The 24,925-nt window shown below is 65.5% G+C and carries 21 protein-coding genes; 11 read left to right on the top strand and 10 right to left on the bottom strand.

Features of this window, described 5'->3' with window-relative positions:
- Positions 1-91 precede the first annotated feature (91 nt).
- Positions 92-1,063: an IS1595 family transposase gene (locus GM909_RS00895; protein WP_157014305.1), complete on the top strand. Its 972-nt coding sequence runs from the start codon at positions 92-94 to the stop codon at positions 1,061-1,063.
- A gap of 198 nt (positions 1,064-1,261) precedes the next feature.
- Here GM909_RS00895 and GM909_RS00890 read toward each other — a convergent pair whose 3' ends face one another.
- Positions 1,262-2,026, bottom strand: coding sequence for a DUF3800 domain-containing protein (locus GM909_RS00890; protein WP_157014304.1), 765 nt, complete (start codon positions 2,024-2,026; stop codon positions 1,262-1,264).
- Positions 2,027-2,032: 6 nt separating this feature from the next.
- On the opposite strand from GM909_RS00890, the gene GM909_RS25680 reads away from it, so the two are divergent.
- On the top strand, positions 2,033-2,191 hold the full coding sequence (locus tag GM909_RS25680; RefSeq protein ID WP_198174070.1) for a DNA-binding protein: 159 nt from the start codon (positions 2,033-2,035) through the stop codon (positions 2,189-2,191).
- 91 nt (positions 2,192-2,282) lie between these two features.
- Here GM909_RS25680 and GM909_RS00885 read toward each other — a convergent pair whose 3' ends face one another.
- Positions 2,283-2,930 (bottom strand): hypothetical protein, encoded by a 648-nt coding sequence (locus GM909_RS00885; protein ID WP_157014303.1) that lies wholly within the window; start codon positions 2,928-2,930, stop codon positions 2,283-2,285.
- 145 nt (positions 2,931-3,075) lie between these two features.
- Here GM909_RS00885 and GM909_RS00880 point away from each other — a divergent pair, with 145 nt between their 5' ends.
- A complete protein-coding gene (locus tag GM909_RS00880; RefSeq protein ID WP_157014302.1) occupies positions 3,076-4,608 on the top strand; it encodes a YifB family Mg chelatase-like AAA ATPase in 1,533 nt (510 codons plus the stop codon).
- A 10-nt stretch (positions 4,609-4,618) separates the two neighbouring features.
- On the opposite strand, the gene GM909_RS00875 is transcribed toward GM909_RS00880, so the two are convergent.
- Both GM909_RS00875 and arfB read right to left on the bottom strand, forming a co-directional pair.
- Positions 4,619-5,233, bottom strand: coding sequence for a transglutaminase-like cysteine peptidase (locus GM909_RS00875; RefSeq protein ID WP_235911548.1), 615 nt, complete (start codon positions 5,231-5,233; stop codon positions 4,619-4,621).
- A gap of 461 nt (positions 5,234-5,694) precedes the next feature.
- Positions 5,695-6,114, bottom strand: coding sequence for an alternative ribosome rescue aminoacyl-tRNA hydrolase ArfB (arfB, locus tag GM909_RS00870; protein WP_235911579.1), 420 nt, complete (start codon positions 6,112-6,114; stop codon positions 5,695-5,697).
- Between the two features lie 124 nt (positions 6,115-6,238).
- On the opposite strand from arfB, the gene GM909_RS00865 reads away from it, so the two are divergent.
- The 8 genes from GM909_RS00865 to GM909_RS00830 all read left to right on the top strand — a co-directional run bounded on the left by GM909_RS00865 (position 6,239) and on the right by GM909_RS00830 (position 12,908).
- Positions 6,239-7,006 (top strand): M48 family metallopeptidase, encoded by a 768-nt coding sequence (locus tag GM909_RS00865; RefSeq protein WP_157014300.1) that lies wholly within the window; start codon positions 6,239-6,241, stop codon positions 7,004-7,006.
- Positions 7,007-7,134: 128 nt separating this feature from the next.
- Positions 7,135-7,794, top strand: a complete 660-nt coding sequence (locus tag GM909_RS00860) for a phosphoribosylanthranilate isomerase (RefSeq protein ID WP_157014299.1) — start codon at positions 7,135-7,137, stop codon at positions 7,792-7,794.
- Positions 7,795-7,897: 103 nt separating this feature from the next.
- The gene (gene trpB, locus GM909_RS00855; RefSeq protein ID WP_157014298.1) at positions 7,898-9,118 is read left to right on the top strand and encodes a tryptophan synthase subunit beta; all 1,221 of its coding nucleotides are present in this window, start codon (positions 7,898-7,900) and stop codon (positions 9,116-9,118) included.
- Between the two features lie 3 nt (positions 9,119-9,121).
- On the top strand, positions 9,122-9,361 hold the full coding sequence (locus GM909_RS00850; protein ID WP_157014297.1) for a hypothetical protein: 240 nt from the start codon (positions 9,122-9,124) through the stop codon (positions 9,359-9,361).
- Positions 9,358-9,654: a divalent-cation tolerance protein CutA gene (gene cutA / locus GM909_RS00845; RefSeq protein ID WP_157014296.1), complete on the top strand. Its 297-nt coding sequence runs from the start codon at positions 9,358-9,360 to the stop codon at positions 9,652-9,654. The genes GM909_RS00850 and cutA overlap by 4 nt, the downstream gene beginning before the upstream one ends.
- Positions 9,651-10,490: a tryptophan synthase subunit alpha gene (gene trpA / locus GM909_RS00840; protein WP_157014295.1), complete on the top strand. Its 840-nt coding sequence runs from the start codon at positions 9,651-9,653 to the stop codon at positions 10,488-10,490. Before cutA ends, trpA begins: the two co-directional genes overlap by 4 nt.
- A 90-nt stretch (positions 10,491-10,580) precedes the next feature.
- Positions 10,581-11,513 (top strand): acetyl-CoA carboxylase, carboxyltransferase subunit beta, encoded by a 933-nt coding sequence (gene accD, locus GM909_RS00835; protein ID WP_157014294.1) that lies wholly within the window; start codon positions 10,581-10,583, stop codon positions 11,511-11,513.
- A gap of 63 nt (positions 11,514-11,576) precedes the next feature.
- A complete protein-coding gene (locus GM909_RS00830) occupies positions 11,577-12,908 on the top strand; it encodes a bifunctional folylpolyglutamate synthase/dihydrofolate synthase (protein WP_157014293.1) in 1,332 nt (443 codons plus the stop codon).
- Positions 12,909-13,112: 204 nt separating this feature from the next.
- Here GM909_RS00830 and trxA read toward each other — a convergent pair whose 3' ends face one another.
- The 6 genes from trxA to GM909_RS00800 all read right to left on the bottom strand — a co-directional run bounded on the left by trxA (position 13,113) and on the right by GM909_RS00800 (position 24,916).
- Complete coding sequence (trxA, locus tag GM909_RS00825) at positions 13,113-13,436, bottom strand: thioredoxin (protein ID WP_157014292.1); 324 nt, start codon at positions 13,434-13,436, stop codon at positions 13,113-13,115.
- Positions 13,437-13,510: 74 nt separating this feature from the next.
- Entirely contained in the window at positions 13,511-17,020 is a 3,510-nt protein-coding gene (addA, locus tag GM909_RS00820; RefSeq protein ID WP_157014291.1) for a double-strand break repair helicase AddA, read from the bottom strand.
- Entirely contained in the window at positions 17,017-20,133 is a 3,117-nt protein-coding gene (gene addB, locus GM909_RS00815; RefSeq protein WP_157014290.1) for a double-strand break repair protein AddB, read from the bottom strand. Before addB ends, addA begins: the two co-directional genes overlap by 4 nt.
- Positions 20,130-20,861 carry a nucleotidyltransferase family protein gene (locus tag GM909_RS00810; RefSeq protein ID WP_157014289.1) on the bottom strand — a complete coding sequence of 244 codons (732 nt, stop codon included), beginning with the start codon at positions 20,859-20,861 and terminating at the stop codon, positions 20,130-20,132. The genes addB and GM909_RS00810 overlap by 4 nt, the downstream gene beginning before the upstream one ends.
- Positions 20,858-22,369, bottom strand: a complete 1,512-nt coding sequence (gene tsaE / locus GM909_RS00805) for a tRNA (adenosine(37)-N6)-threonylcarbamoyltransferase complex ATPase subunit type 1 TsaE (protein WP_157014288.1) — start codon at positions 22,367-22,369, stop codon at positions 20,858-20,860. Before tsaE ends, GM909_RS00810 begins: the two co-directional genes overlap by 4 nt.
- Positions 22,370-22,375: 6 nt before the next feature.
- Entirely contained in the window at positions 22,376-24,916 is a 2,541-nt protein-coding gene (locus tag GM909_RS00800; RefSeq protein ID WP_157014287.1) for a sensor histidine kinase, read from the bottom strand.
- Positions 24,917-24,925: the final 9 nt, after the last annotated feature.

The raw sequence follows: 24,925 nt of genomic DNA, 5'->3' as shown, positions 1-24,925 counted from the left end.
ATGTTCCTGTATTGTTCTTTACAGCGGCGGGGGATATTATACTTGACAAACCCAACGGCGACTCCTAAATAAGGATCAAGGAGTTATCGCCATGTCAGTTCTGTCCCGCCCCTATTTCCACGATGAAGCCGCCGCCTTCCAGCATGTGGAAGAAATCCTGTGGCCCCAGGGCCCGGTTTGCCATCACTGCGGTGCGATGGATCGTATCTACAAGCTCAAGGGCGTTCGCACGAAGCCTTCCAAGAAGAGCCCGGAAGGCATCGAGCGCCACGGCCTCTACAAGTGCGGTGAGTGCCGCAAGCAGTTCACTGTCCGCATGGGCACGATCTTCGAGGAAAGCCATCTGCCCTTGCACAAGTGGTTGCAGGCGATCCACCTGATTTGCTCGTCAAAGAAGGGCATTTCAGCAAACCAGCTTCACCGCGTTCTGGAAGTCACGCTCAAGACGGCATGGTTCCTAGGCCACCGCATTCGTGAAGCCATGCGCTCGGATGACTTCTCCCCGATGGGCGGTAATGGCGGCACTGTGGAATCCGATGAAACGTACTTCGGCAAACTGGCGGGCACGACCGGCAGGGGCATGGGCAACAAGAACGTGGTGCTTACCCTTGTGGAGCGCGGCGGCAAGGCCCGCTCATTCCATATCGCCAGCACCACCATGAAGGCCGTCCTTCCCATCGTGAACAAGTACATCGCCAAGGAAGCGTGGCTCATGACCGACGAGGGCATGCACTATCGCCATATCGGCAAGCACTTCCCGAAGCACCGTGCCGTCAACCACAGCGCCGACGAATATGGCCGTTGGGAATATTCCCGCGATGGCGAAAAGTTCACCGCCATCAACGTCAGCACCAACACGGTCGAAGGCTACTATTCGATCTTCAAGCGCGGCATGAAAGGCGTCTATCAGCATTGCGCGGAGCATCACCTGCACCGCTATCTGGCAGAGTTTGATTTCCGCTATTCGAACCGCGTTGCGCTTGGCGTTGACGATGGCGTTCGTGCTTTCCTCGCGCTCAAAGGTGCTAAGGGCAAGCGGCTCACCTATAGGCAACCTTGTTGAGGCGAAGGCCGAATATCGGAAAAGTCGACCTGTCCAGCTCGAACTACCTCTTAGAAGTTCGAGCAATTACAAAAAGTGAGTCGTTATCAATGGGTTAGCGATGCCGTAATTAAATCATTGATTCTGTGTTGGTTTTGGCCCATATTTTTGTTGCCGGGGATACGTCGAAACGTATCAGGGCGAAAGCCCGCCCGGCGGCTATTTCCACCCTTTGGTCGGAAATTTCACTAATCCAAATCCCTCATATTTTCCGGCTGCGTTCGTCCGAAAGGATGGGCGAATAACGTCGAAGAATGTCCGATCCCCGATATTGAAGGCCCGGCCGATAGCCCCCGCCACCATATCAGCCATCTGAACGCCAATGCTCATGTGGGATGGCGTTAAGAAAATGCACTCGACGAAATTGTCATAGTTGCTAACAAATGCGGTTTCGTTTTCAACCATATCAGAGTGGTGAACTCTAAACTCATCATCCTGCTTCCGGCCACGATGATCCCCGACGATTAGGCCAAGTTGTTTGTCGCCCACAAAGCGGCTAAGATCCTGCAAGTGGTATTGAAAGCGCTCTGATACTGGCTTGTATGTGTAATGGTAAAGGCTCTCGGCGTCTTTGACGTAGGCCGTGTTGTAGGCAGCTTCTACGCTCGCGACGCACGCTATGATTTTGACGCTTTTTCGCTTGGTGAGGATGGAAAAATACTCTGACCGGAATGCATCGCGAGTTGCTTGGTCCAGATGCGATACGGAGTTATCCGGTTCCGAATTATGCATCCCGAAGTAACGCCATTTAATTTCACCACCGACACGGTATTTTGGCTTGGCACATAGGTGTCTCACTTCGCCAGCGATGCCATGCCACTGGGATTCGTGCATTACGATCCCGGCGATGATAAAATAGGGGTTCGATTTCTTCGAGCCAGGCTTTGGTGGCGTCCCGCTCTCGTCAATGAAAAAGAAGTGCATTTGCAGATGACGACAGAAAAAGCGAAAAAGAGTCAAGCCGACAAGTTCCGCGAGGCCGCTCGCGAGCTTGAAGCGGATGACTCCGAAGAACGCTTTGACCGGCTGTTGAAGAAAATCGCGAAATCACCTGCGCCAAAGCAGGACAAGACGAGCGACAAGGAATGAGTGACTACAATCCGCCACCTTGGAATTGGCGACCGGTCATTGCCGGGGCTGTTTGTGCGGTGGTTGTGTGTGCGGTAATTTTCTACGTTGTCTAAAAGAAAATGTCGTGGCGGTTCAATTTCCGCGCCTCTTCAAGCATCCCTTGCCTAAGAAGCTTGCCTATTGCACCGTAGTAGCGCGCTTGACCGTCGCTCCAATGAACCGAGCGAAAATCCGAATCCCCGCCTATCTCCAACGTCGAAAACATGGCCATCAAAGCGGCGACATCACTGCCAAGGCGCGCTTTCATCTTCCGCATTAGGTTGGTTTCAAGCTGACGAGCGTGCTCCCATCCGTTGATACTCCCCGAATCGTCCGTACCCCAACGCCGGGCTTCTGCATCTGCAATTTCCTTTAGTTCGGCACGGTGAGCCTCTAGGAAATTCCAGTATCTTTCTTCAAACCGCTCACACGCGTCAGCGACAGCATCCAATGATATCTTACGGATACCCTGAACAGATCGCGCCTTCGCAATACCAGCATAAAGATGAAACACACTTCCGAAGACGAGCAGCGCAATAGGTAAGTACACATACCACGGAACCATCTCGCGGATCATGGCCCACACCATTCCGCCATACAGGATGGTAGCCGCCACGATGGATGAAGGCGTGATGCCCCATGGTGCGCCGATCTCCCGCAAGTTTCGGAAGAATTCCACCCACGTATTAAAACGACCTGCAACCTTCTCAAAGCCCATTCCTGCGTCATATCACCGGCTCCTGGGTTTGTGAAGTATAATATCCCCCAGCGGCGGAACCGTGTGCTTTAGTGCCGGTCGCAGGCCTCGGTCGGGTTCGATTTGAGGTTGCAGCGCGGGCGCATTGGCCAGGAGGGGCGGCGCAATGGTGGCAAGGGTTTGCACTGTCGCATTTCAGGGGATCGAGGCGGTTCCCGTCGATGTTCAGGTGATGGTTGCGCCCGGCAAGATGGGCATGCAGATCGTCGGCCTGCCGGACAAGGCGGTCGCCGAGAGCCGCGAGCGGGTGCAGGCCGCGCTCCATGCGTCAGGCCTGTCGATGCCGCCCAGGAAGGTCACGGTCAATCTGGCGCCGGCGGATCTGCCCAAGGAAGGCAGCCATTACGACCTGCCGATCGCGCTCGGCCTGATGGCGGCGCTCGGCGCGGTTCCCGCCGACGCGCTGGCCGGTTTCGTGGTGCTGGGGGAACTGTCGCTCGACGGGACGATCGCCCCGGTGGCGGGCGCCTTGCCGGCGGCGATCGGCGCCAATGCGGTCGGCAAGGGCATTATCTGCCCCAAGGCCTGCGGTCCGGAGGCGGCATGGGCCGGCGAGGAGATGGAGATCCTGGCGCCGTTCAGCCTGATCGCCATCGCCAATCATTTCCGCGGCACGCAGGTGCTCGCCCGCCCGCAGGCCGGGGTTCGCCAGCCGGCCGGATCCCTGCCGGACCTGGCCGACATCAAGGGACAGGAAAGCGCCAAGCGGGCGCTCGAGGTGGCGGCGGCCGGCGGCCACAACCTCCTGATGTGCGGCCCGCCCGGTTCGGGCAAGTCGATGCTGGCCCAGCGGTTGCCTTCGATCCTGCCGGCGCTGGCGCCGCGCGAACTTCTGGAAGTCTCGATGATCGCCTCGGTGGCCGGGGAACTGGCCGACGGCAAGCTCTCCGACCGGCGGCCGTTTCGCGCCCCGCATCACTCCGCCTCGATGGCGGCGCTGGTCGGCGGCGGATTGCGGGTGCGGCCGGGCGAGGCCTCGCTCGCCCATCACGGCGTGCTGTTTCTGGACGAATTGCCGGAATTCACGCCGGCCGTGCTCGATTCACTGCGCCAGCCGGTCGAGACCGGCGAATGCGTCATCGCCCGGGCCAATCATCGCGTCTCCTATCCGGCGCGCTTTCAGCTCGTGGCGGCGATGAACCCGTGCCGCTGCGGCAAGGCCGGAGAACCGGGCCATCAATGCGCGCGCGGTCCGCGCTGCCAGACGGACTATCAGGCGCGCATTTCCGGGCCGCTGCTCGACCGCATCGACCTCAGGATCGAGGTGCCGGCGGTCACGGCGAGCGACCTGATTGCGCCGTCGCGCGCCGAGGCGAGCGCCGACGTGGCGAAAAGGGTGGCCCAGGCGCGCGAGATCCAGGCCGCCCGCTTCGCCGCCCTCGGCCAGGCGGGGATCGGCATCAATGCCCGCTGCACGCCGGCCCTCGTCGAGACGATCGCGGCGCCGGACGAGGCGGGGATGGCGCTGTTGCGCGATGCGAGCGAGAAATTGGGCTTCACGGCGCGCGCCTTTCACCGGGTGCTCAAGGTGGCGCGCACGCTGGCCGATCTCGATGGCCAGGAAACGGTCGCCAGGATTCACCTCGCCGAGGCAATTTCCTACCGCATGGCATCCGAGAAGATGGTCCTGGCGGCGTGATCTGCGAAAGCTATTTCTTGACCGAGCCGACGAGCGTGTTGGGCTCGTCGCGCAGCGACACCCAGCGTCCCGTATGTGCGCTCGACTGGCGCTTCAGGAAGCGGTAGCCGGTATGGTCCCACGTGCGGATCTCGTCGGTCAGATTGTCGAGGATGAAGTCGCCGTCACTGGTCCGCAAGGTCAGGACGGCGTGGCCCTCGCCGTCGCGCTTGCGAACGACCGTGATCAGGATATTGGAATAGTCGATGCCGCGTCGGTGCAAGAGGCGGCGCTTCTCCAGCACGTAGTCCTCGCAGTCGCCGACGCCGTTCGGGTAGCTCCACACCTCGTCCTTGCCGAAGACGTCGATATCGTTCATCGGCGTCACGGCCTGGTTGACGTCGACATTGATCGCCTGGATCGCCTGCCACAGAGCCGCGCTGATACGCTGTGGTCCCCGGTCGACGCTGCGTATGGCGCATTCGCCCGGGTTGGCCCGGCAGAATTCGAAATGGCCGATCGGCTGCGAGGTCAGGCCGCCGGTGATCATCGAGCCCGCCAGCGCCGCACCGCTCCACGAGGCGGCCACGCCGATCAGCGCTGCCCGCAGCACCATCGCATAAACGGAGAGTCTGCCCGATCCCATCTGGCCGCCCGATCACCCTGCTTCGCGTTGCCTGTTATAATCGTTAATGAAATGTTAAGAGGTGATCGGCGCACCTGTCAATGTGCACGGGGGCAGCCTTCGCGCGTATGGTTAAGAGCGGCCGCAAGGCACCGCGGCTTGCATGGCAGGCGGGAAAACCTTCTTTCTTTCAGCATTTTGGCTGGTCCGCTAATATTGAAACGGGCGCGGCGGGCGCCCGGATCCCGCGTCGCACCAGCCAAATTGGGTAGCCGGCGTTGCCGATGCGCAACAGGCCGATTGCGAGGGCCTCCGGCGGCGCCGGACGGGCGCGCCTGTGATCGGGGAAAGCCGGTGCGCCGGGAACGGCTAGCGCGCGTTCGCTTCAAACGGCAACGTCTGAAGCAAAGATATGCGCGCCAGCTCAATGTGCTGGAACATGTACCTTTCGCTCAAACGTCACCGTTTGAGCGGGACATGTTCTAGTCGCGATCGACGCGGCCACGCAGTTTCTTGACCGTGGCGCGGCCGGCCTTGGCTTTCAGGCGGCGTTCGACCGCCGAGCGCGATGGCCGCGTCTTCTTGCGCGGCGGCGGTGGGGGCTCGGCGGCCTTGGCAAGCAATTCGACCAGCCGGTCGCGCGCGTCCTGGCGGTTGCGTTCCTGGGTGCGAAAGCGTGCCGCCTCAATGACGATCGCGCCGGATTTGGTGGCGCGCTGGCCGGCGAGCCGCAGGGCGCGCAGGCGCACCGGCTCCGGCAGCTCGGCCGCGGCCAGGTCGAAGCGCAACTGCACGGCCGTCGCCACCTTGTTGACGTTCTGTCCGCCCGGGCCCGAGGCGCGGATGAAGCTTTCCTCGATCAACTCCTCCGAGATCGCCAGTCCCGGCGCGACCGGTATCATGCCTGTCCTGTCCATGAGGCCTGAATAGCGCAATTCGCCAGGACGTGGAAACCGGTCGCCAGAAGACGGCGAAGAGTTTCCGTGCCATTACTCCCGCCGCAGGCGAATCAGATAGGTTCTGCGCATGGCGCGCGGCTTTTTCAGACGGACAGGGCAGGAAGCGGCATCATCTCCGGCCGCGCAGCAGCACACGCACGACGTGGCGGGCCGGTCCCTGCCGCTCAGGATCGTGGAGAACGCGCGCGCCAAGCGCCTGACATTGCGGATCGACGCCGGCGGGCGCGGCCTGCGTATCACCGTGCCGCCGGGGCTGGCGCGCGGCGAGGTGGAACGGTTTCTAGGCCGGCATCAGGGCTGGCTGGAAGCACGGCTCGCCCGCCTGCCCGACCAGCCGCAGGTGCGCCCCGGCATCAAGATCCCGCTGCGCGGCGTGCCGCATCTCATCGTCCACGAGTCCGGTCGTCGCGGCAGCGTGTCGGTCGAGACCGTCGGCGGTGCGCCGGCGCTCGTCGTGCACGGGGAAAGGGCGCATCTGTCGCGGCGGCTGGCCGATTTCCTCAAGCGCCAGGCCAAGGCCGACATCGAACCGCTGGTCGCGCGCCATACGGTGACGGCCGGCCGGCGGGCCTGCTCGGTCCGCTTCAAGGACACTTCGAGCCGCTGGGGATCGTGCTCCTCGGACGGCAACCTGTCCTTTTCCTGGCGCATCATGATGGCCCCGCCCGTCGTCATCGACTATCTCGTGGCGCACGAAGTGGCGCATCTGAAGGAGATGAACCACGGGCCGAAATTCTGGGCCCTGTGCAGGGAACTCTGTCCGCGCACGGACGAAGCCAAGGCCTGGCTGAAGCGCAATGGCGGGGCGCTGCAGGCGATCCAATTCGGTGAATAGTAAATAGAACCGTGGCGGCGCAGAAGCTGAGGGTTGCTGGGCGGCAAGATCTTCCGCACCATTCACCATTCACCATTCACCGGCCCGCTTGCCTCGACTCCGCCGCCATTTCATGGCACTTCCTCTCCATGTCGCTCGAGATAAAGATATGCGGATTGAAATCGCCGGATGCCGTCGCCGCCGCGCTTGACGGCGGGGCGAGCCATGTCGGCTTCATCTTCTTCCAAAAGAGCCCGCGCAACGTGACGCCCGGGGAGGCCGGCCGGCTGCGCGAGGCCGCGCGCGGCAGGGGAAGGGCCGTGGCGGTGACGGTCAATGCCGATGACGCCTTTCTCGACGCGGTCGTGGACGCCATGGCGCCCGACATCTTGCAACTGCACGGCAAGGAAAGCCCCGAGCGGGTGGGCGAGGTCAAGGCGCGTTACGGCCTGCCGGTGATGAAGGCGTTTGCGGTCAGCGAGCCGGGCGATCTGGCGGCGATCGAGCCCTATCTGGGCGCCGCCGACCGTTTCCTGTTCGACGCCAAGCCGCCGAAGGGGTCTCAATTGCCCGGTGGAAACGGCGTGGCCTTCGACTGGCGCATGCTGGCGGGCCTTGACCCGGACGTTGATTACATGCTTTCGGGAGGTCTCAACGCCGCGAATATCGGCGATGCGCTGCGCCTTGCCGCCCCGAACGGAATAGACGTCTCCTCCGGTGTCGAAAGCGCGCCGGGCGTCAAGGATGCGGCGCTGATCGAAGAACTTTTCCGGGCCGTCAGGGACGCCGACAAAAGTCGCGCTGCCTGACCGCTCCAGAGCAATTCCGGGAGAAGTGGGTTTCTGCGTCCGGACATTGCGAAAATCAAAAAGCCGGCCGGCTGCGGTCGGTGCAACAGGTCAGGAGATCGGCATGAACAGGCCGGCGGCACCCAATACGTTTCGTTCCGGGCCCGATGAACAGGGCATGTTCGGCATTTTTGGCGGGCGTTTCGTTGCCGAAACGCTGATGCCGCTGATCCTCGATCTCGAAGACCATTGGAACAAGGCCAAGGATGATCCCGAATTCCGGGCCGAGCTTGGCGCCTTGTCGACCCATTATGCCGGCCGCCCGTCGAAGCTCTATTTCGCCGAGGGCCTGACGCGGCATTTGGGCGGGGCGAAGATCTATTTCAAGCGCGAGGACTTGAACCATACCGGTTCGCACAAGATCAACAACTGCCTCGGCCAGATCCTGCTTGCCAGGCGCATGGGCAAGACGCGCATCATCGCCGAGACCGGTGCCGGTCAGCATGGCGTCGCCTCGGCCACGGTGGCGGCGCGGTTCGGCCTGCCCTGCGTCGTCTATATGGGAGCGACTGACGTGGAGCGGCAGGCGCCCAACGTTTTCCGCATGCGGCTGCTCGGCGCCGAGGTCAAGCCCGTCGCCTCGGGTCACGGCACGCTCAAGGACGCCATGAACGAGGCGCTGCGTGACTGGGTGACCAATGTCGAGGACACCTATTACCTGATCGGCACGGCGGCCGGTCCGCATCCCTATCCCGAACTGGTGCGCGACTTCCAGTCGGTCATCGGCATCGAGGCGCGCGAGCAGATCGTCGAACAGGAAGGACGCCTGCCCGACGCGATCGTGGCGGCGGTCGGCGGCGGCTCCAACGCCATCGGGCTGTTCCACTCCTTCCTCGACGATGCGCAGGTGCGCATCATCGGCGTGGAAGCGGGCGGACACGGGCTCCAGGGCGAAGAGCATTGCGCCTCGATGAACGCCGGCCGGCCCGGCGTCCTGCACGGCAACCGCACCTACCTGCTGCAGAACGAGGACGGACAGATCCTCGACGGTCATTCGATCTCGGCCGGCCTTGATTATCCCGGCGTCGGGCCGGAGCATTCGTGGCTGCGCGACACGGGGCGCGTCGAATATGTGCCGATCCTTGACAACGAGGCGCTCGAGGCGTTTCAGGTGACGACGCAACTCGAGGGCATCATCCCGGCCCTTGAATCGGCCCATGCCATCGCGCATACCATGAAGCTGGCCCCGACGATGGACAAGGACCAGGTCATCATCGTCAACCTTTCGGGCCGCGGCGACAAGGACGTTCACACCGTCGCAAAGATGATGGGCATGGAGATTTGAACGATGTTCGAAATCTACCGTTCCAAGCACAATCCTCACCACTATGTGGCGGTTGCCGCCGGTGACGGCCAGGAGAATGCGCAGGGCATTCGCGAAAGCCAGAACCTGGCATTTCTGACGCATGTGGCTGTGGACGGTGACCCGCGCATCGCCTTCGACGCCGCCCTGGCCAAGAGCAGGATTGCGCGCGACGGCTTCTACGCCTTCGAGGTGACGACCAGGATACGCGAGCACGCCGAGTGATCGAATTGCACGTCACTTTCGCCAATGCCGTCGACGCGGCCCGGATGGCGCGCGCCGCGTTGAAGGCTTGCGCCAATATTGTCGACGGCGTGCGCTCGCTCTATTGGTGGCAGGGAGCAATCGAAGAGGAAGACGAGACGCTCGCCATCTTCAAGACGAGCGAGGCGAAGGCCGACGCGCTGGAAGCGCTCATCGCCGAGCACCACCCCTACGACACGCCGGCGATCATCCGGCACACGGCCGTGACGGCCAATCAGGATTACGCCCGTTGGGTGGAGAAGGAAACGGCATGACCACACGCATCGACCGCCGCTTTGCCAGGCTCAAGGAGGAAGGCCGTCCGGCGCTCGTCACCTATATCATGGGCGGCGATCCGGATTTCGAGACGTCGCTTGCGATCATGAAGACGCTGCCCGGCGCCGGCAGCGACGTGATCGAGCTCGGCATGCCCTTTTCCGACCCGATGGCCGACGGTCCGGCCATCCAGGCGGCGGGCCTCAGGGCGCTGAAAGGCGGCCAGACCCTGAAGAAGACGCTCGAACTCGCCCGCGCCTTCCGCCAGGACGACAACGAAACGCCCATCGTGATGATGGGGTATTACAATCCCATCTATATCTACGGTGTCGAACGCTTCCTGGCCGACGCGATCGAGGCGGGAATCGACGGGCTGATCGTCGTTGACCTGCCACCGGAAATGGACGAGGAATTGTGCATTCCGGCGTTGAAGGCCGGCGTCAACTTCATTCGCCTGGCCACCCCGACGACGGATGACAAGCGCTTGCCCACCGTGCTCACGAATACGTCCGGCTTCGTCTACTACGTGTCGATGACCGGCATCACCGGTTCTGCCCTGCCCGACACCGCGAAGGTGGCCGGTGCCGTGGCGCGCATCAAGGCGCATACCGAGCTGCCGGTCTGTGTCGGTTTCGGCGTCAAGACGGCCGAGCAGGCCAGGGCGATCGGCGCTTCGGCCGACGGTGTCGTCGTCGGCACGGCGATCGTCAACGCGGTGGCGAATGTGCTGGGACCGGATGGCGAGCAGACCGCCGACCCGGCCGAGGCCGTCGCCACGCTGGTCAGCGGCCTGGCACAGGGCGTGCGCGGCGCACGCCTTGCTGCGGCCCGATAGCCGCCTACATTCGACGCTAGTGTCCCAAACCCGAACTTCGCCGAATATACCAAGAGCTCCTGCCTCGCGAAGGAGCGAAGGAAAAGAGCAATGAACTGGATCACGAGTTACGTCCGCCCCAAGATCAACTCCATGCTCGGGCGGCGCGATATTCCCGAGAACCTCTGGATCAAGTGCCCGGAGACGGGCGAGATGGTCTTTCACAAGGACCTGGAGGACAATCAGTGGGTGATCCCGTCATCGGGCCATCACATGAAGATCAAGGCCGCGGAACGGCTCAAATTCTTCTTCGACGATGGTGCGTATGAGACGCTGGAAAACCCGAAGGCCGCGGTCGATCCGCTGAAGTTCCGCGACGAGAAGCGGTATACGGACCGGCTGAAGGACGCCAAGGCCAAGACCGGCATGGACGATGCGATCGTCAATGCGCTGGGCACGATCGACGGGCTGCCGGTGGTCGCCACGGTGCAGGATTTCGCCTTCATGGGCGGTTCGCTTGGCATGGCCGCAGGCGAGGCGATCATCCGCGGCTTCCAGGCCGCCATCGACAAGAAGCGGCCGCTCATCCTGTTCGCCGCCTCCGGCGGTGCGCGCATGCAGGAGGGCATCCTGTCGCTGATGCAGCTTCCGCGCACCACCGTCATGGTCGACCGGCTGAAAGAGGCGGGCCTGCCGTATATCGTGGTGCTGACCAACCCGACCACCGGCGGCGTGACGGCGTCCTATGCGATGCTGGGCGATGTCCATATCGCCGAGCCGGGCGCGCTGATCGGCTTTGCCGGCCCGCGCGTCATCGAGCAGACGATCCGCGAGAAGCTTCCCGAAGGGTTCCAGCGCTCCGAATATCTGATGGAACACGGCATGGTCGACATGGTCGTTTCCAGGCTGGAGCTGAAGGAGACGATCGCGCGGCTGTTGAAGATGCTGTTGAATACGCCGCTCGAGGAGGCCGAGGCCGAGCCCGAAGAGGTCGAAGTCATCGTCGCCGAGCCGGTCGAGGAGACGGCACCGGCACAGGGCTGACGCGCCGGCGGGCACTTCGAACGCCACCTTCCCTCTGCGCGGCGACGACGCCAGGACATGCACGTGATGACCTCAAACGCGGACCGCGAGATCGAGCGGCTGATGTCGCTGCATCCGAAAGGTTTCGACCTTTCTCTCGACCGTATCGCGCGGCTGCTCGACAGGCTGGGCAATCCGCATCGCCGCCTGCCGCCCGTCATCCACATCGCCGGCACCAACGGCAAGGGCTCCGCCGCCGCCTTCGCGCGCGCCCTGCTGGAAGCCGCAGGGCACAGTGTCCATGTTCACACCTCGCCGCATCTGGTGCGCTGGCACGAACGCTACCGCATCGGCGCGCCGGATGGCGGTCATTTCGTCGATGACGAAGCGCTCGCAGGCGCCATTGCACGTGTCGCGGAGGCAAATGCCGGCGAGACGATCACCGTCTTCGAGATCCTGACGGCGGTTACCTTCGTCCTGTTTTCGGAGCATCCGGCCGACGCCGCGATCATCGAGGTCGGGCTGGGCGGGCGCTTCGACGCGACCAACGTCATCGAGCGCCCGGCGGTGTCGCTGATCATGCCGGTCTCCCTCGACCACGAGGCCTATCTCGGCGACCGGGTCGAACTGATCGCGGCCGAAAAGGCCGGCATCATGAAGCACGGCGCGCCGGTCGTCATCGGAGCCCAGGAAACGGAGGTCGCACAGTCCGTTCTCATCGAGACGGCGGAGCGGCTCGACTGCCCGCTGTCGGTCTACGGTCAGGATTTTCTGGCCTTTTTCGAGCATGGCCGGCTCGTCTATCAGGACGAGGACGGGCTGATGGACCTGCCGCGGCCGCGGCTGCCCGGCCGACATCAATACGCCAATGCCGCCGCCGCGATCGCCGCGGTCAAGGCGGCCGGCTTCGAGATCACCCACAGTGCGGCGGAAGCGGCCATGCGGCGCGTCGACTGGCCCGGCCGGATGCAGCGCCTGGCCGAGGGCAGGCTTGTCGCGCTCGCGCCTCCGGGCGCGGAAATCTGGGTCGATGGCGGGCACAATCCCGGCGCCGGCGCGGTCGTTGCCGAGGCGCTCGCCGAACGCGAGGACCGGCAGGAACGGCCGTTGTTCCTGATTGCCGGCATGCTCGACACCAAGGATCAAAGGGGCTTCTTCCGGGCCTTCGAGGGCATGGCGCGGCATGTGTTCGCCGTGCCGGTGTCGTCGAGCGATGCCGGTGTCCCAAACGACGAACTGGCCCAGTGCGCGCTGGAGGCCGGTCTGTCGGCCGAGCCGGTCCACTCGGTCGCCAATGCGCTCAAGCTCCTGCGCGACACCTGGGACGAGAGCGAGCCGCCGCCGCGCATCCTCATCTGCGGATCGCTCTACCTGGTCGGCGAGGTATTGGCCGAGAACGGCACCCCGCCGGTGTGACAGCATTGCCCCCTCCACCATGCTTCGCATGGTCCCCCTCCCCCGCTTCGCAGGGGAGGATCCTGCGGTGCCACTTGATCCTCCCCCGTTTACGGGGGAGGGGACCGCCGAAGGCGGTGGAGGGGGAAAATTGGGCAATCGTCTCTTCAAAAAAAAAGCCCGGCGCGATGGCCGGGCTTACAGATATGTCCTTGAGAGGCAGGATCAGGCGATGGCGCCGTCGATCCAGGCGGAAAGGGCCGTCTTCGGTGCCGCGCCGACCTTGATGTCGGCGACTTCGCCGCCCTTGAAGATCATCAGCGTCGGGATCGAGCGCACGCCGAATTGGGCGGCGAGCTCCGGGTTCTCATCGATATTGACCTTGGCCACTTTGACCTGGCCGCCGCGCTCCTGCGAGATCTCGTCGAGCGACGGCGCGATCATCTTGCACGGACCGCACCATTCCGCCCAGAAATCGACGACCACCGGCTCGGCGGATTCGAGCACGTCGGCCTGGAAGCTGTTCTTGTCGGTCTTGACGGTGGACATTGATGTCTCCTTGGAAACGAACGGGTCTAACGAGATGTAGTGATGGCAATGAGTCTATTCAAGCATATCTAGTGTCATGCCTGGTCGAGTTGCGCAAGGGCATCATCCAACACCTTATCAGGCATGGTGAACAGGGATGGCGCTTCGGTAAACAGCAGCGCGGTGCGAATATTTTTCTCCGGATAGAGCGGTGCGAGCAATGCACGGTAGAGCGCAAGCTGCGTGACATAGGATAGGGGCACCTCCACCAGCGTGCGGGGCGGCGGCCTGTTGGTCTTGTAGTCGACGATGGTGACGCTGTCCGCGTCCACCGCGAGCCGGTCGATCTTGCCCGAGACGGCGCGTTCGCGCCCGCCGACGACAAGCTTGCCCATCACCGCGACCTCGGCCCGCGAGCCCTTGCCGAAGACCGCGCCGAAGGCTTCGTCCATGAGGATGCGCTCGACCTGGCGCCATGCTTCGAGCCTGTCGTCGTGCGGCCAGTCCTGCATCGTCCGGTCGAGATAGCGCATCGCCGCCGCCTCGCGGTCTACTGCCGGCAGGTCGGGCAGGCTCTGGAGCAGGCGGTGGATGGTGATGCCGCGCGCGATCGCCGGGGCCGGGCCGCCCGCGGCATCGAGAACGGGCGAACGGGTCGCAATGACGGGCTCGCGATGGTCGTCCAGGAGCGCCGCGGCGCCCGACGGCGAGAGCGGACGCGGCAGATGCGCTTCCGCCGGCAACGGGCGGCGAAGATGTTGCGGAAAGACCGGTGCAGGCGGCGCTTCGTGCCCGGTAGGTTCGGCGGGGGCGGCTGTGCGCCGGTCCGGCAACCGGAAACGGTGGACGGCGAGCTCGGTCAGTGGATGCCTCGTCTCCTCTGCCCCGCCGCCGGCCATCGCCTGATGCACGAGCGCATGCCAGATGCCGGGATCGGGCGTGGTCTTGCCGCGATAGCCGCACACGACGAGCCGGTCCTCGGCCCGTGTCATGCCGACGTAAAGCAGTCGGCGATATTCCTCGCGCGCCTTTTCGCCGATCGTCGCCGTGGCCTTTTGCAGCCAGGCATTCGACGGCGCGCCCGGCATGCGCCAGACGAAGCCTTCGCCGGGCCACCGGGTGTTGCGGGAGCGGAAGGGCACGAGCCGCGGCAGGTGCGATTCCGAAAACGGGCGGCTGCCATTGTCGACCAGAAGCACCACCGGCGCCTCCAGCCCCTTCGAGGCATGGACCGTCATGATGCGCACCTCGTCGCGCGTCTGGTCCATCTCGCGCTTGATCTCCGGCCCGGCGCTCTCGATCGTGGCGAGGAAGGATTCCAGGCCCGGCAGGCCGGTCTTCTCGACCGCCAGGGCGAAATTGAGGAATTCGTCGAGGATCTCGCCGGCCTCGTGGCCGAGCCTTTGCACCATGCGCCGCCTGAGCCCGTCGCGGCCCAGAAGCGCGCCGTAGAACTCGAAGACGGAAAGCGCTTCGGCCTCGCGGCGCCAGCGGACGAGATCCTCGGCCGGCAGGCGGAAACGCGCGTCTTCCTCCGCTTTCGCCATCAGCCGCTCATGGAGCGAGGCCGTGCGCGGACGGTCATGGGCGAGGGCGTAGAGATCGTCCTCGGTCAGGCCGAAGACCGGGCTCTTCAAAACGGCGGCGAGCGACAGGTCGTCATGCGGCTGCATGAGGACATGACCCAGCGCGATCATGTCCTTCACCGCGATGTGGCTGCGCAGGTTGAGCCGGTCGGCGCCGGCGACCGCGATCTGCATGTTCTTGAGGCTGCGCGACAGGGCATGGATGAAGCTGTCGCGCTTGCGCACCAGAACCAGAATGTCGCCCGGACGCATGGCGCGTCCCCTGGCCTCGATCGCCTCGCCGCTCGCCAGCCAGTGCCGGATGGTCCGGGCGACAAGTTCGGCCAGCCGGGCGGCGGGCGCCGAGGCGTGGTCGATCGGCACCGTCCAGTCGTCCGGCTCGTCGACCTGTTCCGGCGCGATCTGCTGCCACACCTCCACAAGGCCGGGCTCGCCGATGCGCACCGCCTTGTGCTCCAGCACGTCGGCATTGCGCGTCAGGCCCTGGCGCGCCGGCTCGGCGGCAAAGACCGTGTCGACGGCCTGCAGGACGTCCTCCGTCGAGCGGAAGGAATGGGTGAGCTGCACGCGCTCGAAGCGGCGGCCCGCGCCCGCGAGCTTTTCGGCAAACATGCGGCCGTTGATGTCGAAGGCCTCGGGCTCGGCCCCCTGGAAGGAGTAGATCGACTGCTTCTCGTCGCCGACGGCAAAGACCGTCCGGTTGACATTGCCGCGCGATCCGGCGCCGGAAAAGAACTCCTCGGCAAGCTTGGCCACGACGCGCCACTGCTCGGGGCTCGTGTCCTGCGCCTCGTCGACCAGGATATGGTCGATGCCCTGGTCCATCTTGTAGTGCACCCAGGCGCCGACATCGCCGCGCGACAGCAGCGCGGCCGTGCGGCTGATGAGGTCGTTGAAGTCGAGGAAGCCGCGCGCGCTCTTCAGCCGCTCGTAGCGCGCGATCAGCCAGTCGGCGATGGTCAGCGCGGCGGCAGTGCCCTCGATCATGCGATAAAGCGCCATGCGGTCGCCGGCCGCCTGAAGCCTCCCGACGGCCGCGTCATAGCGCTCGTTGATGTCGGGCAGCACCTTGCGCAGTCCGTTTGTGAAGAGCCAGGACGGCTTGTAGGGCTCGCCCTTATCCTTGAGGAATGCCCGGCCGAGAAGGCGGAGACGGCGCTGCGGATCGGCCTCCGCGAAGGCGAGGCGGGCATTGGGAAGCAGCCTGTCGCAGACCCGGCCCGCACCGGTGCTTTCGGCCAGGGCCGCCAGTTCGTCGAATTGGGCGGGCGAAAAGCCGGGCAGCGGCCAGGCCTCGCCGGTGATCGTGTCGGCCGTTTCGTCGTCGCCGAAGCCGAATTCCTCGCGCAGCACCGCCAGCGGCTCGCGCCCCATGCCGTCGATGAACGCGCGCACCGGATCGCGCTTGGCGACGATTTCATCCAGCAGGTCGTTCAGCCCCCATTCGCCGCCGGCCTCGAGCACGGTCGCGAAGGCCGCGCCGAGTTCGGCGTCCATGCCCCCGACGACGCCTGCCAGAAGATCGCGGCGCGCCTCGGCGACCAGCGCCTGCTCCATCTGCTGGTCGAGCATCTCGAAATGGCCGGCGATATTGGCTTCGAGCGGAAAGCGGTGCAGCACCGCCTCGCAGAAGGCGTGGATCGTCTGGATTTTCAGCCCGCCCGGCGTTTCCAGCGCGCGGGCGAAGAGCTGGCGGGCGAGCCGCAATCGTGCGCCATCCGGTTTCCGCCCTTCAAGCAGCGCAATCTCATTAGCCAACTCATCATTGCCGAGCCGCGCCCAGCGCGACAATTCGCGAAACACGCGCGTCGCCATGTTGGCCGCGGCAGCCTTGGTGTAGGTCAGGCACAGGATGCGCGCCGGGTCGGTGCCTTCCAGAAGCAGGCGGATGACGCGCTGCGAAAGAACATGCGTCTTGCCCGAACCGGCATTGGCCGACACCCAGGCGGAGCTGGCAGGGTCGGCGGCGCGCGCCTGGCGTTCGAGCGTTTCTGCAGGGATGAAGCGGGGCGCGCTCATTCGCCGTTCTCCTCGCCGGTATCGCCGCCGGCCGACCATTCGAGCACGCGGGCGAGATGATCGTAGTCGCCGTCGACGTCGCCCTCCTTGAAGGGCAGGGCGCGCGACAGGTAGCCGATATTCGCGTCGCCGTAGTGCGCCATCAGCTTTTCAAGCCTCGTCCAGGCCTCCTCCGACAGCGCGTCAGCCGTCTTTATCGAGCCCCTGATGTCCAGGATCGATTCGTGCTCCACCAGCCCCTTGGGTCTGAGCCGCACATAGGCGAGGTCGGCCGGCCTCTGCGCGCCGAGCTCGGCAAAGGCGCCGCGTTTCAAGAGCGCGCCTTCGAGCGCCAACTGTGGCGCGACCAGCGTATGGGCCTGCCGTTTGGAGGGGCTGCTGCCCGTCTTGAAGTCGAGAATATCGGCAAGGCCCCCGGGACGCACGTCGATGCGGTCGGCCCGCCCCGACAGGGTCACGCCGCTCGATGCGATCTCGGTCGCGCGTGCCGCCGCCTCGCTGGCCGTCTCCAGCACGCCGCCGCGCCCATTCTCCCAGTCGACGATCTCGTCGGCCATGGCGACGAAGCGCGGCCACCAGATCGCCTCCACGTCGTCCGGCAGTGCGGCTTCGTCGAAGGTCTGGCGGGCGATCGCCAAAAGCCTTTGCCGCGGATCGTCCGTTCCGGCCACCCCGCCGGCGACGGTGAAGCGATGCAGGATCTCGTGAAACAGCGTCCCCCGCTCCGCGGCGCCGGGATCGCGCACCAGCGGATCGAGCGGGTGGAGGCCGAGCACCTTTCTTGCATAGACGGCATAGGGATCGCGGCGCAAGGTCTCGATTTCGGTGACGGAGAAGCGTCGGGGTCGGGCGGCAAGCAGCGGCGCCGGATTGGGCCGCGGCACGAATTCGACGTCCGGCGCAATGTCTATCGCCCGCGCCCAGGAGACGTAGACCGCGCCAAGCCGGCGCATGACGGTGCAGGCGGGATCGCCGGCAAGCGTCGTCAGGCGCTGCAGCCAGCGCGACATGACGGCCGGTGCGTCGCCGGCGCGGTCGGCGCGCGACAGGATGAGGCGCGGAGCGCCCATCGCCATTGCGAAATCATGCGCCGCAAGGCCGATACGCCGCTCCGGCGGTTCCAGCTCCATCCCCGTCTTCATCATGCGGGACATGAAGCGGTCGGCCTCGGCCTTGCGCGGCCAGCTTCCTTCGTTGAGGCCGCCGACGATCAGCGTGTCGACATGTTGCAGCCGCGCTTCCAGCGCGCCCCAGATCGACACGCGCATATCGGCGCCCGCCTTCGGCTTGACAGTCTCGCCGGCCATGAGCGCGGTCGCGATATCGGGCCATTCCTCCGCCTCGAATTCGAGGCCGGCGCTCGCCGTGACGAGATCGGCCATGATCGCGGCGAATTTTTCTCCCGCGTCGCCTTCGTAGAGCTCGACCGGGCTCGCGTTCTCGTCGCGCGCCAGTGCTTCCAGAGCTTCAATGCTCGCCGTGGCGATGGCGGCAATGCCGGTCTGACTGGTGCCGCGCAGGCAGACAAGCGGCGCGATCGCCGTGTCGAGCCGGTCGAGGAATGCGGCAAGCTCGTCCCTGTCTCGCGGCTGCAGCCGCTCTATCCAGAAGGGCGGCCGCTCCTCGGCCAGCCGTTCCAGTCGGCGTTCGAGATCCGCCTTGAGGCTTGCGATATCCGGCCGGCCGGTGCCGCCGCGCAACAGGACGAGCTCGAGCTTTTCGACGATTGGCTGGAGCCGTTTTCGCTCCGTACCCAGCCGCAGCAGCGGATGCTTGACAAGCGCAAGCAGCGCCACGGGATCGCCGGGACGGAAGATACATTCGAGGGCCAGGGTCAGGAGAGCGCCGGGCGGCGTGCGCGACAGCGGCGCACCGCCGGAATCGTCGGCGCGTATGCCGAAACGCAACAGTTCCGTCGAGACGCGCCGCGCCAGTTCGCGGTCGCCGGTGACAAGCGCGGCGTGGCTCGCCCTGTCCTCGACCGCGTCGCGCAGCGCGATGGCGATCGCCAGCGCCTCTTCGCGTTCGTTCGCCGCCTCGATGAGGCTGACGCCGTCCAGCGCGCCATCGGCGATCGCTGCTTCGATTTCCGGCCCGATCTCGGCCCATTTGTCGGTTGTTTCGGCCGGGCGCAGGGCCTGTGAAACGAGATTGCGGCGGGCGGCGAGACCGGCGTCGAGCGATCCGATCTCGATGACCTCTTGCCGGTCGACGCCGATGATGCCGAGAAGCTTCTTCAATCCGTATTGCGGATGGCCGAAGGCCGATGGAGCGGAATCGGCTTCGCCGATCAGCGACCAGGCGTCCTCGTCGAGCGTCTTGTCGAGACCGGGCAGCACGACCGCGCCCATCGGCAGCCGCGCGATCGCCGCCAGCAGCCGCGCGGTTGCCGGAACCGAGCCGGTCGAGCCGGCAGCGATCACCGGTCCTTGCCGATTGCGGGCAAGGCGCGCCGCCTCCGCCTCGATCATCGCGTTGCGGTGGGCGGCGGGATTGGATCGGTCCATCTCCTCAAGCGCCTGCGGCCAGACCGACGTGACGATCTGCAAAAAGTCGAGGGTGACCTGCCACCAGGCGCTCAAATCGCCGCCGACCAGCGAGGAAAGGGCGTTCCAGTCGGCGTCCTCCGTCTCGATCTCGTCCATCAGCGCGGCGAGGTCGCGCGCCAGCCAGATCGCATCGGCCGTCGAAGCCGGCACGACGATGTCTTCTTCGAACATGGCCGCGACATGGGCCGGCAGGCGCGACTTCCAGCGCCGCAGCAGCGGCGCGAGGAAGAGCAGCCGGTCGAGCGCGCCGACGGGCGGGGCGAGGTCGAGCGCCGTGCCGCCGTCGGCCTCGAACAGGCCCGCCTCCTCATCGAAATCGCCGAGCGGGCGTATGGCCGGCAGGATCGCCGAGGCGCCGCCCATCTTCTCCACGAAGACGCTGCGCAAGGCGCGTGCCGCGCGGCGTGTCGGGACGTAGATCGTGACGTCGGCGAGCCGCATGGGGTCGCCGTCAAAGACGAAGCCTTCGACGAGATCGCCGCGCATGAGCGCGTCGGCCAGGGTCGGCAGGAAGGCAACGCCGGGCGGGATCGACCAGAGGCGCGGCGCCGGCCGCCGGGTCATGACGCCGTCGCTTCCATCCGGGCGATGGCCGCTTCGGCCGCGGCAAGGCCGTCCGGCGTGCCGACCGTGATCCAGGCGCCCTGCATCGGCAGGCCGAAAAGGCGCCCGGCGGCGATGGCCCGGTCGAAATAGAGGTTGAGCGAATGCGGTTGTGCAGTTGCGCCGGCAAAGATGCGCGGGTGGACGATCGCCGCACCGGCATAGATGGAGCCACTGCCGGCGCCTGCCGCGCGGACGAGCCGGCCCGTTTCGTCGCGCAGGAAATCGGTCTTGCCGGTGTGGCCGGTCGCCTGACCGGGCTCGGCCAGCATGAGAAGGATGTCCATGCGGCCCTCGTCCCAGGCGTCGGCCAGGGCGGGCAGGTTGGCGCCGTTGTCGGCGACCCAGAACGTGTCGGCATTGAGGACGAAGAACGGCTCGGACCCAAGAAGCGGCAGTGCCTTGACGATGCCGCCGGCAGAATCCAGCAATTCGTCGCGTTCGTCGGAAACGGTCACTTCGGGGCGTTTGCGGCTCCCGACATGGGCTGCGACCTGTTCGCCCAGATGGTGGACGTTGACGACGGCCCTTGCCACGCCGGCGGCCGCCAGGCTGTCGAGCCCCCAGTCGATCAACGGCCTGCCGGCGACCGGCACCAGGGGCTTGGGCAGAGTTTCGGTGATCGGACGCATGCGCAGGCCGCGCCCGGCGGCGAGCACCATCGCGGTCGAGGGGAGCCGCGCGGTCATGCCCGAGCCTGCTTCAAGAGATCGTGGGCGGCGCAGAACCGGGCCACCGGCTCGAGTGCCGGGTGCTCGAGGCAGCGGGCCAGATACTCGCGCACGCGTGGCAGGTGATCGCGATAGGCGGGCTTGCCGTCGCGGCGGTGAAGGCGCACGAACAGCCCCATGATCTTCGCATTGCGCTGAGCGCCCATGATTGCATACGCCTCCTCGAACGAAGCCTTGTCGAAGCCGCTCGCAGCGGCCCGTGCCCGTGTATAGGCGCTGACGATGGCGGCTTCCAGAGCCGGCGATATCGTGACGCGTGCGTCGAGCGCGAGCGAGGCGACGTCATAGGCGGCCGGACCGAGCATGGCATCCTGGAAATCGATGATGCCGAGACGGTCGAGGCCCTGTCTCTCCGCGCGCCAGATGATGTTGGGCGAATGGAAATCGCGCAGAACCACGCTCGTTTGCGCACCGGCGAGGCGGTCGAGCACCGTGTTCCAGGCGGCCACATAGTCACGCCTCAATCTGTCGTCGACAGGCTTGCCCGTGATGTCCGGCAGGTACCAGTCGAGAAGCAGTTCCACCTCGATCAGCATGGCCTGGCGGTCGAAATCCGGAATGCGGTGGACGTGGCCGCCGTCCAGCGCGATCTCCCGTGGCCAGGATCGGGCATGGACGGCTGCCAGCAGTTCGGCCGCCGCTTCGTAGCGCTCGGTGATCGGCTTGCCTGCCGGATCCGGAAACGCGCCGCCGCCCAGATGCTCGATCAGCAGGAGGCCGACGTCGAGATCGGCGGCGTGGATCGCGGGCACGGCAAAGCCCGCCTCGCCCAGCATGCGGTCTATGGCCACGAAAGGCGTCACCGATTCGGCGATGTGCGCGATCTGGGCGTAGGGCTTGCCGTCGCGGACCGGCGGGCCGCTCGAATGGGCCGGCGCGTCCATCAGAATGCGCGGCGCCTGGCCCGCGAGCGTGACGGTCTCGTAGGTGCGGGTGGAGGCATCGCCCTGCAGGTAGCGCCGATGCGCTGCCCCCCAGCCGGCATCGTGCAGAAAGCGCCGGATATCGAGCGAGCGGGACACGCGTTCCATGGCGGGCGGCGCACCCTCGATGGCGGCCCGGCGTGCGCCGTCCTCCTGGGTCAGTTCGACGACCAGCGTCGCTCTTGGCAGGGCGTCGCCGCCATGTTCGGGCCATTCGACGAGTGCAACCCCGTCCTCGGCCAGTTCCTCCACGCCAAGCTCGTCGAGTTCGTCGGGCGTGCCGAGGCGGTAGAGGTCGAGATGATGGACCGGAAGCCGCAGCTCATAGCTCTGCACGAGCGTGAAGGTCGGGCTCGGCACCTCCAGCCCTTCGTCGTCGGCGACGGCCCGGATGACGGCGCGCGCCAGCGTCGTCTTGCCGGCGCCGAGATCGCCGCGCAGATGCACCATGTCGCCCGGCCGCAGGGCGCGTGCCAGGTCTTCGCCGAGGCGCTGCGTGGCGGCCTCGTCGGGCAAGGCGATGTCGATGGGCGAACCGGCCATAGATGGCTACTCCGCCGCCGCCCTCGCACCCACCGGAGCGAGCGGAAAGCGGCAGGTGACGCGGGTACCGCGCATATGGGCGCCGCTTTCGATCTTCACCGTGCCGCCATGCAGCTCGACGAAGCTCTTGACGATGGCAAGGCCGAGGCCGGCGCCGCGATGGCGCCCGCCATTGGCGCGCGGCTCGAAGCGCTTGAAGGCGATGTCGAGGATTTCGGGCGGCATGCCGGGACCGGCATCGTGCACCATGAAGGTCACGCCGTCCGCTTCCTGGCGGCAGACGAACTCGATCGTCGAATGCTCGGGCGCGTAATTGGCCGCATTGCTCAAGAGATTGAACAGGACCTGGCGCAGACGGTTTTCATCGGCCTGCATGGAGGCGGGCGCCTCGCGCGTGTCGATGGCGAGCCTGATGGAATGTTCGCGCAGCTTTTCGGCGATAAGATCGGCGGCGGCGTCGACCGTCCCGGCGACCGGCACCTCGCCATAGTCGAGCTCCATGATGCCGGCATCGACGGTTGCCAGGTCCAGAATGTCGTTGACGATGGTCAAGAGCACCGAGGAGGACGAGCCGATATGGTCGACATATTCGCGCTGCCGGTCGTTCAGCTGCCCCGTTTCCCGCATGGTCAAAAGCTCGGTGAAACCGATGATGTTGGTCAGCGGCGAGCGCAACTCGTAGGAGACGTGCTGGACGAATTCGTTCTTCAACCGGTCGGCCTTCTGCAAGGCCTCGTTCTTGTCCTGCAGGGCGCGCTCGAAATTGACGCTGTCGGTCACGTCGACGAAGGTCAGCATGACCTGGCCATTGGGCAGCGGGATGAGCGCATGGCTGAGGATCGTGCCGTCGACCAGCTCGACCTGACCGTGCTGCTCGTGGCGCTCGTCGTCGAAACCGGTCACCTGGGCGACGAAGACCGGCCACGGATTGTCCACCGCGATGCGCTCGCAGGCCCGGCTGATGGCGGCGATATGGGTCTCGGGGTCGAAATCGTCGGTCCCCAGGCGCCAGAGCGAGATGAAGGCGGGATTGTAAAGCCGGATTTTTCCGTCCGAGCCGAACACGGCGACGCCTTCGGCCAGATTGTCGAGCGTTTCGTCCTGCACGCGCATGGCGGCGTTGTAGCGGCTTTCCAGATCGAAGCGCTCGGTCAGGTTCTCGAACACCCATGCGACGCCGCCTTGCGGATGCGGATTGGCGATGACGCGCAGCGTGCGCCCGTCGGGCAGATGCCACAGATGCTCCACGCGCTCGGCGGAGCGGTAGGCGGCCAGCACGTTTTCCTTCCAGCGGCGCCATTCGGGCTGCTCGGCGAGCATGCCGGCACTTCTCAGCCGGTCGAGCAGCAGCGTGTTGTCGGGCTTGCTTGCCAGGAAGCCCGGATCGAGTTCCCACAGTTCCTGGAAGGCATGATTGAAGAACAGCAGCTTCTGCTCGGCGTCGAATATCGCGACCGCTGTCGTCAGCTGATCGAGCGTGTCGGCGTGGCTCCTCTGCATCCGTTCGAGTTCGCTGCGCAGCGCCTCGACCTCGCTGCGGTCGATGGCGAGACCGGCCGAGGCCTGGCTGCCCTTGACGTCGGTGACGGCGAACAAGCGGCGGTCGCCACCGACCACCGTGGAAACGGTCTCGTCGAAGATCGCATCGACGGCATGGCTGTGGGTAATCGCCGTGCGGGCGCGCGCATCGAGGAATTCCCGCTGCATCTCGGTCGCCTTTTGCGGCGTCCCGCTCTCCACCGCGATGGCATAGGCCTGGTTGACGTGCTCGAGGCGGCCCTCCTGATCGCGCAGCCAGAACGGCGTTTCGAGCGTATCGAGCAGGGCAAGCATGGTTTCGTGATGCGCCATGAGCCGGGCATGGTCGAGCTTGAGGCGGGCATGCTCCTTGCGCCGCTCGGTCAGGCCGAGAAAGCGCACTACGGCGCTCGCGCCGGCGCGCCGGCCCTGCACCTCGACCAGCCCGCCGGCGATCGTTTCGGCGACAAGATCGAACGGGGCACCGCGTTCGCGCAGCGCTGTCACGGCATTTTCGAGCGAGGCGGCGGATTGCGGCTGCAGCCAGCGGCCGAAGGCGAGAAAGGTCGCCCGCTCCTCGGGAACGCCCGGCACGTCGCCCAGCGAGCCGGCGACGGTGGGCTTGCGATGGTCGTTCGACCACACCACGTGGCGGCTGTCCTTGAGGTTGAACAGGGCTTCGGAGCGCTGCACCGAGGCATTGAGTTCGGCGATGCGCGCCCGCAGGTCGAGATTTTCGGCCGCCACGCGGCCACGCTCGCGAATGAGCCAGATGGCCGACAGGATGGCGGCGCTCATGACACCGGCGAAGGTCGCCACCTGGATGACCTCGGAGGCGCCGAAGCCGCCGGCGATTGCGCCGACTGCCGTTTCGGCCGCGCGGGCGGGCGAGGCTGTCAGCATGGCTGCTGCGGCAAACGGCGAAAAGGCAGCCGCGAACCGCCTGTCAGGCGCGCATCGCAGCTTCTCCCCCAGGCGTCTTGCCGAACACCCGCCGATCCCCGAATCCCGCGGGTTTCTTCCTCGCATGCCCTCTTC

The organism is Mesorhizobium xinjiangense, assembly GCF_009749525.1.
In the GTDB taxonomy this organism is placed as follows: domain Bacteria; phylum Pseudomonadota; class Alphaproteobacteria; order Rhizobiales; family Rhizobiaceae; genus Mangrovimarina; species Mangrovimarina xinjiangensis.
This window is presented reverse-complemented; position numbering and strand designations above follow the sequence as displayed.

Excerpts from the sequence above, each read along its gene's own strand:
- trpA (WP_157014295.1), top strand. The coding sequence starts at position 9,651 with ATGACCACACGCATCGACCGCCGCTTTGCCAGGCTCAAGGAGGAAGGC.
- addB (WP_157014290.1), bottom strand. The coding sequence starts at position 20,133 with ATGACCCGGCGGCCGGCGCCGCGCCTCTGGTCGATCCCGCCCGGCGTT.
- arfB (WP_235911579.1), bottom strand. The coding sequence starts at position 6,114 with ATGATACCGGTCGCGCCGGGACTGGCGATCTCGGAGGAGTTGATCGAG.
- GM909_RS00810 (WP_157014289.1), bottom strand. The coding sequence starts at position 20,861 with ATGACCGCGCGGCTCCCCTCGACCGCGATGGTGCTCGCCGCCGGGCGC.
- trpB (WP_157014298.1), top strand. The coding sequence starts at position 7,898 with ATGAACAGGCCGGCGGCACCCAATACGTTTCGTTCCGGGCCCGATGAA.
- GM909_RS00865 (WP_157014300.1), top strand. The coding sequence starts at position 6,239 with ATGGCGCGCGGCTTTTTCAGACGGACAGGGCAGGAAGCGGCATCATCT.
- addA (WP_157014291.1), bottom strand. The coding sequence starts at position 17,020 with ATGAGCGCGCCCCGCTTCATCCCTGCAGAAACGCTCGAACGCCAGGCG.
- tsaE (WP_157014288.1), bottom strand. The coding sequence starts at position 22,369 with ATGGCCGGTTCGCCCATCGACATCGCCTTGCCCGACGAGGCCGCCACG.
- trxA (WP_157014292.1), bottom strand. The coding sequence starts at position 13,436 with ATGTCCACCGTCAAGACCGACAAGAACAGCTTCCAGGCCGACGTGCTC.
- GM909_RS25680 (WP_198174070.1), top strand. The coding sequence starts at position 2,033 with ATGACGACAGAAAAAGCGAAAAAGAGTCAAGCCGACAAGTTCCGCGAG.
- GM909_RS00800 (WP_157014287.1), bottom strand. The coding sequence starts at position 24,916 with ATGCGAGGAAGAAACCCGCGGGATTCGGGGATCGGCGGGTGTTCGGCA.
- GM909_RS00890 (WP_157014304.1), bottom strand. The coding sequence starts at position 2,026 with ATGCACTTCTTTTTCATTGACGAGAGCGGGACGCCACCAAAGCCTGGC.
- GM909_RS00895 (WP_157014305.1), top strand. The coding sequence starts at position 92 with ATGTCAGTTCTGTCCCGCCCCTATTTCCACGATGAAGCCGCCGCCTTC.
- accD (WP_157014294.1), top strand. The coding sequence starts at position 10,581 with ATGAACTGGATCACGAGTTACGTCCGCCCCAAGATCAACTCCATGCTC.
- GM909_RS00875 (WP_235911548.1), bottom strand. The coding sequence starts at position 5,233 with ATGGGATCGGGCAGACTCTCCGTTTATGCGATGGTGCTGCGGGCAGCG.
- GM909_RS00885 (WP_157014303.1), bottom strand. The coding sequence starts at position 2,930 with ATGGGCTTTGAGAAGGTTGCAGGTCGTTTTAATACGTGGGTGGAATTC.
- GM909_RS00860 (WP_157014299.1), top strand. The coding sequence starts at position 7,135 with ATGTCGCTCGAGATAAAGATATGCGGATTGAAATCGCCGGATGCCGTC.
- GM909_RS00850 (WP_157014297.1), top strand. The coding sequence starts at position 9,122 with ATGTTCGAAATCTACCGTTCCAAGCACAATCCTCACCACTATGTGGCG.
- GM909_RS00880 (WP_157014302.1), top strand. The coding sequence starts at position 3,076 with ATGGTGGCAAGGGTTTGCACTGTCGCATTTCAGGGGATCGAGGCGGTT.